Source organism: Chamaesiphon sp., from assembly GCF_041737865.1.
In the GTDB taxonomy this organism is placed as follows: domain Bacteria; phylum Cyanobacteriota; class Cyanobacteriia; order Cyanobacteriales; family Chamaesiphonaceae; genus Chamaesiphon.
In genome coordinates, this window is the sequence record NZ_JBGSQZ010000083.1 from 37,553 (window position 1) to 50,465 (window position 12,913).

The following is a 12,913-nucleotide window of genomic DNA, read 5'->3' on the forward strand; positions in this document are numbered from 1 at the left end:
TCGCTTTTATTCGGTATTTAAATTATAAAGGATGACACTGGCTTTAAATCAGGGGGTAGACGATCGAGTGTAGAGAGTAGTAGGGTGATGGAAATAATAATTTAAACTCTAACTCTACTATGAAAATAAATTCTGGGAATACCGACCAAGAGCCAAGAATCGAGCTAGTACCGCTCATAGATGTGATTTTTTGTATTTTGACATTTTTCCTATTGGCAGGGCTACAGGTAGCCAGACAACAGGCAATCAACGTCGATATTCCCAAGGCTTCCAGCGGTGCCCCCGCCGCGCGCGAACTGCTGATGGTTACGCTCAGTGACAAGGGGCAACTGTTTTTAGAGCAGCAACCGATGTTAGTCCCTGGACAATTGATCGAAGCTATCAAACAGTATCGCCAAGCACGTCCCAATAGCTCGATCGTCTTGTATGCTTCTAAACAGGTGAGCTACAATCAGGTCGTGGAAGTCCTCGACGCGCTCAGAGGTGTTGCTGGCGATCGAGTAGCACTAGCAACTTTACCCACGAATACTACGGCTCCCACTCCCCCAGTTATCGACAATCTCCCAGGGTACCCAAATCCATACAATCCCTACCAAAGCGTAAACCCATCTAATCCTGGAGCTGTAAATCCTGGTGCCATAAATCCTCGTGTTGCACAGCCAAATCCTGGAATCGTACCTGGGGTTACGCCAAATCCTGGAGCTGTAAATCCCACCCCAGGCTCATCTGCACCCCCACAAGTCAATCCTACTCCTGTAACCCAACCAACTCGATCGCCAACTCCGATTAAGTCCCCTTAGAATTGAGGAGCGAATGAGTAGCGATCGAGTTCTGATTCCTTAACCATGAATGAGGGGATAAGACTTCGATCGCTAGATCTATCTACAAGTATCGATTGCGTCCTTCAAGGCATATACAACTCGTTGCTGTTCCTCGAAAGTAAGCTCGGGGAACATCGGCAAGGATAACACCTCATGACTGACAAGTTCGGTATTGGGGAAACTCCCGACTGGGTAGCCGAGATCCTGATATACCGCCTGTAAATGCAAAGGCAAAGGGTAATAGATCATCGAGATGACCCCAGCTTCTTGGAGACTAGCACGAACTCGATCGCGGTGAGCTGCGGCATCTGTTCCTGTCGGTGCAACTACCCTAATCGTGTATTGATTCCAGGCGGATTCACCCCCAGGTGTGACTTGTGGGGTAATAATCCCCGGAATGTTGGCAAGTAACTGTTGATAGCGGCTGGCGACGGCGGATCTTTGTTGATTCCAGAGATCGAGATGTGGAAGTTTTACCCTCAGGATCGCTGCTTGAATTGCATCGAGCCGACTATTGACACCGATCGCTTCATGATAATATCGCTGACGGCTGCCATGTTCGCGAAACATCTGCAAATCGGCAGCTAACCTAGGATCATTGAGCGTAATCGCACCACCATCCCCACAAGCACCGAGGTTTTTGGTAGGAAAGAAGCTAAAACAACCAAAATGTCCGATGCTACCGACTGGTTTACCTTGCCATTTTGCCCCCGTTGCTTGGGCGCAGTCTTCGATGACAGTGAGATGATGCTGGGCAGCTATTGACATTAGCTCCGTCATATCCACCGGATTTCCGAATAGATGCACGGGCATAATTGCCTTAGTGCGAGGTGTAATTGCCGCAGCCAATTGATTGAGATCGAGATTGAAAGTAGCGAGATCGATATCGACAAATACTGGCTTTGCGCCCACTCCACTAATAGTTTCGGCAGTAGCAATAAAGGTAAAGGGGGTAGTAATCACCTCATCCCCAGCACCGATATTCATCGCTCTCAAGGCTAGGTACAAAGCATCTGTGCCAGAATTGCAACCAACACATTCAGTCGTGCCGACATAGGTGGCAAATTGCTGCTCGAAGTTTTGGACGATCGGTCCGCCAATGTAAGCACCTGAAGCTAAAACTTCGAGTACCGCTGCGCTGACATCAGCACCGATCGCTTGATACTGCCGTTTGAGGTCAAGAGGGGGGATGTTACTCACAACGTTAATAACCGTGAATTTTCAATTAATTGTAGCGGAATAGTCAACCATATCGATCGCGATCGCCCTAATCTAGTCAGAGTGGGGCAAAAAAGATCGATTTCGATTTCGATCTTCGTTTCCAGACGCGATTCAAATGCCAAGCGTTCCATAGTATCATGGCTTTTCTAAATGATAAATTTTTGATGATGCGGATTCTGCAATTGGGTAAACAGACTGGATGGTTTTGTCTATTGTGGCTGATGACGATCGCCCCAGCTCAAGCCGAGCGATTGCGAGTCGCCGTCGCCCAAAAAATTCCCCAAGTTAGTCTCGCCGCCTCTACTCCAGCGATCGTCAGCGATGGCAATCGGCAAAAATTTGCCGAACTCCAGCCGCTCAAAGCCTTACTGGCTATAGCCAATAACGATGAGATCGAATTTGGCGATCGCCAAGTAACTCAACTGTGGATCGAGCCGCAACAGGGTGGCTACATCTGGATCGACGATCGTTGGTATCGTGGAGCGGTGCAGGTGATTTCGAGTGGCAAAAAACTGGTAGTCATAAATCATGTCGATCTCGAACAGTATCTCTACAGCGTCTTAGGTGCGGAGATGAGTGCGACTTTTCCGATGGAAGCTCTCAAGGCTCAAGCCGTTGCTGCACGTACCTACGCACTCTATCGCCGTCGATCCACCACCAAAAAATTATTCGACGTTGATAGTAGCCAAATCAGTCAGGTGTACCGAGGTCTGTCTAGCGAAGCAGACACCACTCAACTAGCCGTTAATGCCACTTTAGGTCAAATCCTGACATATCAAGGCAAACCGATCTTAGCAGCCTTTCATTCGGCTTCTGGGGGGCATACAGAGAATGTTGAAGACATTTGGTCGAATCGCTTGGCTTACTTACGAGGAGTGCCAGACTTCGATCTGGGTACGCCTGGATATGAATGGACTCAGGCATTTACTACGGCTCAACTCAGTCAAGGGCTAAAAATGAAGCAGCTCAAAACGATCGCACCCGATCGCACCACTCAATTTGGTAGTGTCGTAAGTCTCAAAATTAGTGGTGATACAGCAAAAACTTTGACCGGAACTCAAGTGCGAACTGCGCTCAAACTTCGCAGTCTCCGGTTTACGATTACCCCTACACCAGAAGGATTTCTCTTCACTGGACGCGGTTATGGGCACGGATTAGGCATGAGTCAGTGGGGGGCATATAATCTCGCCCAGCAAGGGATGACGTATCCAAATATCTTGGCTCACTACTATTCCGGTGTAGAGATCGAAAACTTAGCGGAGCGAAATTAATGTCAACTGTCAACTATAGCAGTCCTAAATTATCAGCGTAGCCTCTAATGTTGGATCGTCCGATCGCAATTACTATTTGTAACAATCAGCAAATTTCAAGTGAGAAGGGTTGCGCCCGTTGGCTAGGTGGAGGAGATCCGATCGAGCAGCAATTTGCAACAGGTTATAATGACCATCGATCGATCTATTTATATTCATGACAAAATACGTGCTGTGGGGTAATTATTGTGAGGATGTCGTCAACAAACGCACACCTTATCGAGAGGCACATTTGGCTGGATTAGCACGGCAAAAAGCCGATGGAATCTTAGTCACGATCGGTCCTACCCAAGATCTCACTAAAGTTTTTGGTATTTATGAAGCTAACGATCGACAACAAGTCTGCGATCTGATTGAAGCCGATCCCTACTGGACGAACGGAATTTGGACAGAATATCAAGTCAAAGAATGGATTCAAGCCATCTAGTCAAGATCTGGCGGCGAAGGATTTGTGGGAACATTTCTAGCGATATTCGATCGAGATAACTAGTCGATTCTCCAGTGGGGAGACTACATCAACGGTGCGATGAATGGGTACTATGTAGGATAAGCACCTAGCTTGATTTAAATACAGAAATAGCTGAGTGTCATCGATCGATTGATATAATCGCATTACATATATTAAATTTTACGGAAAAAGCACTACCATGACTATTCGCCGTCAGTATAGTTTGCCAAACTGTACCCTAATTTTGGACGGGTTGAGTGATGGCACATCCACCACTGGCATCCCCGATCCGCGCCCCTTAATGTCCAGCTTATTTAATGCTGAGTGTCACTTTGTAGGGTGCGAACAACCCCTATTTGGCGGCCGAGATTTTCTGACTAGTTTAGTTATAACAGTCAGCGACTATGCCCAAGAATTTTTGAGTGGCATCCCCCACCCATTGCAATCGCAAACAGCCGAGAGCCTAGTATCGCTAGTCAGAGGCGATCGCGATATCCATCATCTCCAGGCGAAAATAGAGTCCCACAGCAACCAAATTAGTGCGCCGAAAGTCAGTACTATTGCTACTGAAGACTCACTTCACCCCACCAGCGTCGCCGTCAAGATCGATCGACCTACGCAAGTCAATTTATCTACCATTCAACTATTCGATCTCCTCGAAGCGATCGATCAATTTCTGGCAGATCGACGTACTTTGCCAGACATCATCATCCCACTACAACCAGTTACCAGAGCGATCGCCCAACCAATCTCCGCACAGGCTGTCCCCGCTGGATTGGGACTAGCCAGCTTAGTTGTCGCCAGCCTGATTGGCTATGCACTCCCCGCACCCCAAGTCTTACCCCCCAAATCCTTGACTGCGGCTGTAGCTACTGCCACAACTTCCACCTCAGGGAGCCAGCCATCATCGAGTACCTCGCCATCCACTAGTGCCCTCCCCACCAAAACTGGTCAAATTATTGAAGCTACCCAAATCGGATTTCTCGAACGCAAACTACAGCGAGATCTCAACCAAAATTGGCAGGAGCGCAACCAAATTAAACAACCTGCCAATTTCCAAGTAAACGTCAACCAAGATGGTCAGATTGTCAGTTATCAGCCTGTAGGGAAGACAAATGCAGCACAGTCAAACTTACCTCTAGCCAAACTCTCGACCCAGAATACCGACCCAAATCAAGCAATCGGTAATTTTAACGTAGTATTCACTCCCACCGGAGTCGTCGAGATCGATCCAGTGGGACAATTGCAGGGGACAATGGGCTTGGGCAAAGCAATTACCGAACCAAAATTGCAGACAGCCCTAGCAGCGCAACTCACCACCACACTCCAAAAATCATTAACCAGCTCAAAGCCAATCGATGCCCAAAATCTCAACTATCGCGTCGCAGTAACTAAAACTGGCGAAATCGCTGACTACGAACCGACAGATCGACAAGCTGCCGACTCTGAAGCAAAAACTCCCCTCCCTCAGCTAGCAAAATTCAACTCTCAAGCCGCTATTTCCCAAGAACCGCTAGCTCAATATCAAGTAATATTTCAATCTGACGGAAAAATTTTAGTCACGCCGAAATGAAACGATTTCGCAATGTAGATTTACTTATACTCCCGAACCAGTGTCAAACTAGATATCTAGGGTAGTGAGTGAATAGCTTGCACTGTTGGTGTTAGCCTGCCGTAGGCAATGCGTAGCCGTTGGCGTTGGCGAAGCCTACCGTCAGGTGGTAGCCTGCCGTAGGCATAGTGTGAATGGTTCATGCTTTGAGTGGAAAGGGAGTAGCTTCCACCAGCACAGAATTGTCAAAGCGTATGCGGCAGTCTGAGGGTTGTCGCTGCGATCGAATCGACAAAATGTGAGTGGACCGATCGATCTGCGGTTGACAGTCCTAGTAGCGATTGACCAAAATAGAAGATATATGAGCAAGCTTACTCCACCAATCGACAACTTGCGATCTAGATCGTGGCAGCTATTACCTTATACACTGCTCGGTACGATCTTGTTTGCCTGGGTATCTAGTGCCCATCTCAATCCATATTTCTCTGCCTATTTAGTCCTCCTCGCAGCACAATTGGGTACTGTCGGGATTTACTTATTAATGGCGCGGCTGAAAAAAAGCAAAAAGAACTGATAGTCAGAGACTGTTTTATCCACGGAGCAAACAACTGATGAGAAATAAAACGGCAGCAATACTAATTTGTTTTTTTGGTGGTGCATTTGGTATCCATAAATTTTATTTAGGTAAAAATGTTCAAGGTATCCTATATTTGATTTTTTCTTGGACTTTAATACCTAGTATTATGTCCTTCTTTGATTTTTTAGGACTATGCTTCATGCCCGATCGAGAGTTTGATGCTAGGTTTAACTATATCGATCCAAATCTACTCGATCGAGGTATGAGTTATCCAATTCCGTCAACTAGCCGCTCGACTAAAGATGCTACGTCTACTTTATACGAACTAAAAAAATTGTATGAAGATGGAATTATTACGGCTGAAGAATATGAAGTCAAACGTCGGAAAATGTTAGACGATATTTAGTCGGTAGCTATTTTTTGACAGCATAGAGGAATCAAATTCCAAATCGTAGTTAATAATTCAAAATTGGAACAGCTTACTACCTAAGATAGTAATCGAATTTATGTCTAGTGCAGCTTTGAGACAAATTCCTAAATGGGTCTGGTGGTCATTTTTACCGATTTTTGGGAGCCTGACGATCGCCTATGCTGGCTATCTAACTAAAACCAAAAAATGGTTGCAAATTGGTGGCAGTATGAGTGCGTTCGCGATATTAGCTGCACTTGGCGGTCAGTTTTGGTTGGTATATCTAGCTGTGCCGATTCAATTTGCGATCGCGATGAATATTAAAAATTCTTATTTGATTAAAAGTGCGCCTAGAGGGACAATTTTACCGACCGAGCGATCGACAGCGCAACTAATCGCTAGCATCAGAGGTCAAGTCGATATTAATAAATGCTCTAAAGACGATCTGGTATATATATTAGGACTGCCGATCGCCTACTCTAATAATATCGAACTAATTAAAGCTGAAGGGCATATGTTTATTCATCTAGAAGAACTAACCGAACTTGCAGATGTCCCTGAGAAATTATGCCAGACGATCGAGCCAATGATTACTTTTAACTATTATGAAAAGTCTGCCGATCCGATCGATTGGCAACGGTTGAATGTGCTGCCCATGTCAGCACTGATGGAATTAGGACTCGATCGAGATAGTGCCACACTCATCTGTCACGAGCGTCAATTGCATGGTGCCTACCGCTCTTTAGTTGAAGTCAAACGGCGAACCGGATTGCCACTGGGTGTCTACAAACACCTGATTTAGACCTCCCTTAGAATGTAAAAAAGCCCCAGCCTACAATGTGACTTAAACCATAATTTTGCCGATTTGGAATCATAAGCTTGCCATCTCTAAAAGATGAAACCCTTATAAACTGGTAAAAGTGGGAAACATAGCAAGATACCTTGAGGAATCATAAGTGTGCCGTGTGTTCTAAAAACTATCATAAGCTTGCCGTAAATGTTAGTCAAGAGAAGGCAGAAACACGCTAAAATTTTCGTAAAGACCTAATGATAACGTTATCCCTAGATTTCAGATTTACGCTACAAATTCTGTATCACTACCAAAAATCTTCGATCGGTACTAAGCCGCCGCCAACCCCTTGACTCACCGCGCTAGGGAAAATTGGCATCCCGATCGATCGAGCGACACGAGAGCTAGTAAAAACTGTTAGTTCGGTCAGGGAGTCCAGTTTTAGCGTGTTGGTAAAGAGACAATCCCTTCGGGTTGGCTCTTTGGTGTTCCCATCCCTTTCTCGCTCTCTCAAGCTAGTAGTTTACAATAAATATTTGTTTAATATCATTTTCTTATTCACTGAATCAGCATCTATAGTAGATCGGTCAATCCCAAGCGTCATGCTGTTTGGACTTTAGAGTTGCTGTCGGAGTATCTAACCCTCTGGGCTGACGAGATTTACGACACCACTCTTCATCCAACATTAGGTCAAAGTCCTAGAGATAGCTTTGAATCTGGACTGTTCTCAGGTGGCAATCGCAACCATCGCCTGATTGCCTACGATGAGAACTTTAAAATCCTGACCTTACCAACCACCACCAGCGGTAAAGCCAAAGTCCAATCTGGTCAGGGTGTCAAGATTAACTATATCTACTACTGGTCGAACAGCTTCCGAAATCCAGATGTCGAGCAAACATTAGTACCCGTTCGTTACGACCCGTTCGATATTGGGACAGCGTATGCCTATGTCAAGAATCAGTGGGTTAAATGTGAATCTCAGTATTACACTACCTTTCAAAACTGCTCCGAGAAAGAACTAAAGATCGCCACTGAAGAACTTCGCAAACAACGACAAAATCACAGCGGACAATCAGCGATCTCCGCTAAAAAGCTGGCGGCATTTTTGGCAGACGCAGAAAGTCAAGAGAGCATCCAACAGCAACGGATGAAAGATTTGGCAACACATGGAGCGTTGAAGTTAATCGACAACCCCAGTAGGCATAGCTTAACTGCCATCCCATCAAATATAGAAACTGGGATAACTCTTTCGCCGATTGTATCTGAAGCAGTGGATGCGGCGCAGACACACGAAAACATCACATTACCATCTAACCCTTCAACAGTGGAGTTAGAAATATATGACGAATTTTAATCATGACAATCATCAGCACAGCAATAGATACAGGGTTTCCACCAGCATTACTACACGCTTGTGTCGCTCAACGACTCGCTTATTTTGAAAGTCATACTATCGCTCATCCAAGGCTTAAAGAAGTTAGCGATCTGTCGTTGCGTACCATTGCCGAACCTGCTGGAGCCTCGTTCGTATTTATTTATGGAGCAAGTGGAGTCGGCAAGACTACTCTCAGACGGAGATTAGAACAGAAATTAACCGAAGCAGCTCTAGTCAGAGCGGTATTAGCACCTGGAAGCATTCCTGTGGCGGGAATCGAAGCGATTGCCGCTGATGCCAAAAATTTTGACTGGAAGAATTTTTATGTTCGGTCGCTGATGGCACTCAACGAGCCTTCGATTAACCATAAGGTGGATTATGGCACTCAGGGCATCTATCGCAATCTTTTGGGGGAGCTGATTATTCAACCCAAAACAGTTAATGCGAATCTGCGAATAGCTTTAGAAAATGCCCTGCGCCACCGTAAGCCTGATATTTTCTTTATCGACGAAGCCCAGCATTTAGGGAAACTGGCTAGCGGTCGGAAATTGCAAGACCAGATGGATTCACTTAAATCCCTTGCTAATGTGACAGGAGTTCTTCATGGGTTGTTAGGCACTTATGAATTGCTATCATTCCGCAATCTCAGCGGTCAATTAATGCGTCGGAGTATCGACATTCACTTCCGCCGTTATTATGCCAGCGATCCTGATGATGTGAGGGCGTTTCAAAGTACGCTATTGAGTTTTCAGCGACAAATGTCTGTGCTGGAGATGCCGGATTTGGTGGGAAATTGGGAGTATTGCTACGAACGATCGTTAGGTTGTATCGGTACTCTTAAAGATTGGCTGACCAAGGCACTTAAAGATGCCTTGGATGAGGACGTACATACCGTTACCCTCAAACACCTGGAAAATCGTGCTTGGTCGGCGTTTAAATGTCGAGGAATGCTTAAAGAGATTGTAGAAGGTGAGAAGCAGCTTTCGGAAGAGGAATCTGACATTCGGAGTTTGCGGATGGCATTAGGTTTAGATGCTGATGGTAGCAATCGCAGTGATGAGCCACCGTCAGCTAAATCTACGGGTGGTTCAAAGCAGAAGGTGGGACAGCGTAAGCCCAAGCGAGATGCAATCGGGCAGTTGGCATCATGAGAGTTGATAACTTAGAAGTCTATGAGTCGTGGCAGGTATCGGTACCAACGATCTACCATAGCTATTTGAATCACTTGGCTCCGATTGGGGTTGGTACGCCATTGGTCGAGAGTTTGACCAGTTATATTGCTAGGTTAGCAGCTAGCCATACTATGAACGTTGGAACGCTGCTAGAGCGCGAAATCTCTCGGCTGATCGAGAAGAAATGTGGTGCTACTCATCTACTTAGTATTTCTCGCTTTTTGGGTGCAGTAAATGGTGTTGGCTCTACCAGCCAAGATTTGGTTTGGGCATTGGAACGACTCACCATGCACCAAGACTTAAATTTGTTGACAATGTTAAGTTTTAGCGATGTTATACCAAGCCGCAATTTATTTAGATCTGTTAGGGCTTGGTGTCCTGCTTGCTACCAAGAGTGGCAAGAACGAGGCAATAGCTTATATGAACCGCTGTTATGGTTGTTGAAGGTTGTCAAATACTGCCCCGTTCACCAAACACCTTTGATCGATAAGTGTTCAAATTGTCAGCATTCAAACCCGCCACTCAGTCGAGAATTTCAGTTAGGCTTTTGTTCGCGTTGTCACACTTGGCTGGGTCAAACTGCTAGCAAAAACAATGCCAGCATTCGGGTGACAGAGTTAGAGCTATGGAAGGTTGAATCTCTGGGAGCGTTACTGACACTGACCCCAAGTTCTAGAGAAAAATTATCTGCTACCAATCTCACTCAGCAATTATCAATGCTTGCTAATGAAGTTACTGAAGGTAATATTGCCGCTTTAGCTCGTCGATTAAAGGTTCCGAAAAATACACTATGGCTTTGGCATAGTGGTGAAGTCTTGCCATTGCTAGAGTCATCACTGAATATCTGCGCTCATTTTAAACTGTCTCTAGTTGACTTTTTTACTGGGGAAGTTGGTGAAAGTTTAGACTTAGACAACTGGCAATTACCAAAAAGACAGCCTTCTCCTGGTAATGCGGATCTTGCGTCAAGCGTCGTTCGTGGTGAATCGTTCGATCTGAAAGTTGCTCGTTGCTGGTTGGAACGAGAGCTATCTCAATCAGAACATCCACCGATTTCCGTGTCTGAGGTAGCGCGTAGGTTAGGATGCCATCGTAGAGTTCTTTATAAATACTTTCCCGATCTGTGTTCTGCGATTGCCGTTATCTACAAAAACTACCGCCAACAATCGCATCAAGAGAATGTAAATTACTGCTGTCAACAGGTACGAGAAATTGTGGTTCAACTTTATGCCGAAGGTCAATATCCGAGTGAAGGTCGTGTTGTCGCGCTAATGGATAAACCCGCACTTCTTAGGTATGAGGAAGTTAGATCTGCTCTGCAATTAGCCAGAACCGATCTTAGATCTACTGCCTCATTAAATAAACCATAACCTTGCCATCCCATATTTAAACCATAACCCCGCCGTAATGGCAGGGTTATGGGTAAAGTCACAACAATGAGTCTGGAGCTTATCTACTAGTTACGGAGAAGGTGGGATTCGAACCCACGGTAAGTTGCCCTACACAGCATTTCCAGTGCTGCGCCATCGACCACTCGGCCACTTCTCCAACACAAACTTTGTGCGAATTTTGCCGCTTAACTAGCATACCCTAGACTTTTAGTAACTGTCAACTGATAATGGAGAGTACCTGGAAAGATTCACAACACCAGCCACTAGTTATGAAGCATGACTCGCAATTATCACATTAAAATTTATAATCGCAAGACTGACACACATCACCAGATCGCCGTTCCTAGCGATCGATACATCCTCCGCAGTGCCGAAGAGCGAGGCTTGGAACTCCCATTCTCCTGTCGCAATGGTGCCTGTACTGCTTGTGCTGTGCGAGTGATATCTGGAGACTTAGTTCAACCAGAGGCGATGGGATTGTCGCCCGCATTACAAAGCCAAGGTTATGCACTGCTCTGTGTCAGCTATGCTTGCTCCGATCTAGAAGTTGAGACTCAAGATGAGGATGAAGTCTACGAACTTCAGTTCGGACAATACTTCGGTAAAGGCAAGGTTAAGCATAGACTTCACCTAGATGAGGACTAAATTAGTTGAGAGTTAATTTTTTAAGACATGGTTGAGATGAATGAAGAGTTGTAGATTGGGATCTGGTGAATGGTTGCTAATACTTGGATTGGTTCTATTGGCTGGCTGTCAAGCATCGCCACCAAAATATCCAACGGTACAAATTAGTCGCGTTACTAGTGGACAATCTGTAGAGTGGATCGACAACTCCCAACAACCTCCAATCATTCAACAAGGAAGATTGATTGGGATCGATGCGCCAGATCCCGCTCAAGAACCCTGGGGAAAGCAAGCAAAACAACGACTGGAGGAACTAATAGACATCCCAACTAAAGGCAGTGTCAGCATCGAATTTGATGATACAGCCACAGACAAATACGGACGCAAGTTTGTCTATCTGTGGAAAGATGGGCGGTTACTCAACGAGCAATTACTCAAAGATGGGTATGTTTTGGCAAGTATGAGAACTCCAACTGGTACTAATATTAGTGGTGTTAAGTATCGCGATCGTTTTATCCGTGGGAGTCAATACGCACGACTCATGGGCGAAGGGATCTGGAATCCCGAACATCCGATGCGGATGAGTCCATCTGAGTTTCGGAAAGAAGAAAGGTGAATGGTAAACAGTTGACACGGTAAAAACGATCGGGGCTTAAAAACCGAATCAGGAGTAAAAAAGTTTAAGATAGATACATTCAGCAAAACTTACTAATTCTGTCCTTAATCGCTACTTTCAGATATGCTACTAAAATCTACAACTCGTCATGTTCATATTTATACAGCTCAGATCGAGAACAATGAGCTGATCCCCAGCGAACAAGCTCTGACATTAGATATCGATCCTGACAACGAACTCGTCTGGACTGAAGATGCACTGCGGAAGGTTTATGGGCAATTTGATGAATTAGTGGAAGCCTCTAGTGGTGCGGATCTGACTGAGTATAACTTACGTCGGATCGGCTCGGATCTCGAACATTTTGTCCGATCGCTGCTCCAAAACGGTGAGATCGGTTATAATCTCGACAGTAGAGTGTTAAATTACAGCATGGGTTTACCCCAAGTAGTCAGTAAAAACACTGATTAGTTCAGTTGTCTACTGTGCTATCGCTTTTTCAACATTTCTATATCTCGTTTACTCAACTTTATATCTCCTATTCCCTCTTCTACAATCGTGTAAGTACGTAGTTGAGGGTAATTTTTTGCAAGTTAGCGATGCTGGTGCG

General features: G+C 45.3%; 16 protein-coding genes and 1 tRNA gene. 13 read left to right on the forward strand and 4 right to left on the reverse strand.

What is annotated here, in order from left to right; translation table 11 throughout:
* Nucleotides 1-119 precede the first annotated feature (119 nt).
* On the forward strand, nt 120-800 hold the full coding sequence (locus tag ACEW9J_RS05845; RefSeq protein ID WP_373544197.1) for a biopolymer transporter ExbD: 681 nt from the start codon (nt 120-122) through the stop codon (nt 798-800).
* Nucleotides 801-878: 78 nt separating this feature from the next.
* Here ACEW9J_RS05845 and ACEW9J_RS05850 read toward each other — a convergent pair whose 3' ends face one another.
* Nucleotides 879-2,021, reverse strand: coding sequence for a DegT/DnrJ/EryC1/StrS family aminotransferase (locus tag ACEW9J_RS05850; RefSeq protein WP_373544198.1), 1,143 nt, complete (start codon nt 2,019-2,021; stop codon nt 879-881).
* 158 nt (nt 2,022-2,179) lie between these two features.
* Between ACEW9J_RS05850 and ACEW9J_RS05855 the strand changes: the two genes are divergently transcribed.
* The 3 genes from ACEW9J_RS05855 (at nt 2,180) to ACEW9J_RS05865 (ending at nt 5,373) form a co-directional block, all read left to right on the forward strand.
* Nucleotides 2,180-3,313 carry a SpoIID/LytB domain-containing protein gene (locus tag ACEW9J_RS05855; RefSeq protein ID WP_373544199.1) on the forward strand — a complete coding sequence of 378 codons (1,134 nt, stop codon included), beginning with the start codon at nt 2,180-2,182 and terminating at the stop codon, nt 3,311-3,313.
* Between the two features lie 196 nt (nt 3,314-3,509).
* Complete coding sequence (locus ACEW9J_RS05860) at nt 3,510-3,779, forward strand: YciI family protein (RefSeq protein WP_373544200.1); 270 nt, start codon at nt 3,510-3,512, stop codon at nt 3,777-3,779.
* A 220-nt stretch (nt 3,780-3,999) separates the two neighbouring features.
* Nucleotides 4,000-5,373 carry a DUF4335 domain-containing protein gene (locus ACEW9J_RS05865; protein ID WP_373544201.1) on the forward strand — a complete coding sequence of 458 codons (1,374 nt, stop codon included), beginning with the start codon at nt 4,000-4,002 and terminating at the stop codon, nt 5,371-5,373.
* A gap of 56 nt (nt 5,374-5,429) precedes the next feature.
* Here ACEW9J_RS05865 and ACEW9J_RS05870 read toward each other — a convergent pair whose 3' ends face one another.
* Nucleotides 5,430-5,555 (reverse strand): hypothetical protein, encoded by a 126-nt coding sequence (locus ACEW9J_RS05870; RefSeq protein WP_373544202.1) that lies wholly within the window; start codon nt 5,553-5,555, stop codon nt 5,430-5,432.
* Between the two features lie 95 nt (nt 5,556-5,650).
* Between ACEW9J_RS05870 and ACEW9J_RS05875 the strand changes: the two genes are divergently transcribed.
* From ACEW9J_RS05875 to ACEW9J_RS05885, 3 genes are all read left to right on the forward strand, one after another.
* Nucleotides 5,651-5,926 carry a hypothetical protein gene (locus ACEW9J_RS05875; protein WP_373544203.1) on the forward strand — a complete coding sequence of 92 codons (276 nt, stop codon included), beginning with the start codon at nt 5,651-5,653 and terminating at the stop codon, nt 5,924-5,926.
* A 37-nt stretch (nt 5,927-5,963) separates the two neighbouring features.
* On the forward strand, nt 5,964-6,335 hold the full coding sequence (locus tag ACEW9J_RS05880) for an NINE protein (RefSeq protein ID WP_373544204.1): 372 nt from the start codon (nt 5,964-5,966) through the stop codon (nt 6,333-6,335).
* Between the two features lie 100 nt (nt 6,336-6,435).
* Nucleotides 6,436-7,140, forward strand: a complete 705-nt coding sequence (locus tag ACEW9J_RS05885) for a helix-hairpin-helix domain-containing protein (protein ID WP_373544205.1) — start codon at nt 6,436-6,438, stop codon at nt 7,138-7,140.
* A gap of 295 nt (nt 7,141-7,435) precedes the next feature.
* Here the strand turns inward: ACEW9J_RS05885 and ACEW9J_RS05890 are convergent, their stop codons facing one another.
* Nucleotides 7,436-7,642 carry a hypothetical protein gene (locus ACEW9J_RS05890; RefSeq protein WP_373544206.1) on the reverse strand — a complete coding sequence of 69 codons (207 nt, stop codon included), beginning with the start codon at nt 7,640-7,642 and terminating at the stop codon, nt 7,436-7,438.
* 108 nt (nt 7,643-7,750) lie between these two features.
* Here ACEW9J_RS05890 and ACEW9J_RS05895 point away from each other — a divergent pair, with 108 nt between their 5' ends.
* The 3 genes from ACEW9J_RS05895 to ACEW9J_RS05905 are packed head-to-tail and all read left to right on the forward strand — an operon-like array spanning nt 7,751 to nt 11,045.
* On the forward strand, nt 7,751-8,482 hold the full coding sequence (locus ACEW9J_RS05895; RefSeq protein WP_373544207.1) for a Mu transposase C-terminal domain-containing protein: 732 nt from the start codon (nt 7,751-7,753) through the stop codon (nt 8,480-8,482).
* A gap of 2 nt (nt 8,483-8,484) precedes the next feature.
* Entirely contained in the window at nt 8,485-9,654 is a 1,170-nt protein-coding gene (locus ACEW9J_RS05900; protein ID WP_373544208.1) for an ATP-binding protein, read from the forward strand.
* Nucleotides 9,651-11,045 (forward strand): TniQ family protein, encoded by a 1,395-nt coding sequence (locus tag ACEW9J_RS05905; RefSeq protein ID WP_373544209.1) that lies wholly within the window; start codon nt 9,651-9,653, stop codon nt 11,043-11,045. Before ACEW9J_RS05900 ends, ACEW9J_RS05905 begins: the two co-directional genes overlap by 4 nt.
* A 93-nt stretch (nt 11,046-11,138) precedes the next feature.
* On the opposite strand, the gene ACEW9J_RS05910 is transcribed toward ACEW9J_RS05905, so the two are convergent.
* Nucleotides 11,139-11,223: transfer RNA gene (locus ACEW9J_RS05910), tRNA-Ser, on the reverse strand.
* Between the two features lie 119 nt (nt 11,224-11,342).
* Between ACEW9J_RS05910 and ACEW9J_RS05915 the strand changes: the two genes are divergently transcribed.
* The 3 genes from ACEW9J_RS05915 to ACEW9J_RS05925 all read left to right on the forward strand — a co-directional run bounded on the left by ACEW9J_RS05915 (nt 11,343) and on the right by ACEW9J_RS05925 (nt 12,774).
* Entirely contained in the window at nt 11,343-11,711 is a 369-nt protein-coding gene (locus ACEW9J_RS05915) for a 2Fe-2S iron-sulfur cluster-binding protein (RefSeq protein WP_373544210.1), read from the forward strand.
* Between the two features lie 40 nt (nt 11,712-11,751).
* Entirely contained in the window at nt 11,752-12,306 is a 555-nt protein-coding gene (locus ACEW9J_RS05920) for a thermonuclease family protein (RefSeq protein ID WP_373544211.1), read from the forward strand.
* Nucleotides 12,307-12,429: 123 nt separating this feature from the next.
* Entirely contained in the window at nt 12,430-12,774 is a 345-nt protein-coding gene (locus tag ACEW9J_RS05925) for an NAD(P)H-quinone oxidoreductase subunit M (protein WP_373544212.1), read from the forward strand.
* Nucleotides 12,775-12,913 lie beyond the last annotated feature (139 nt).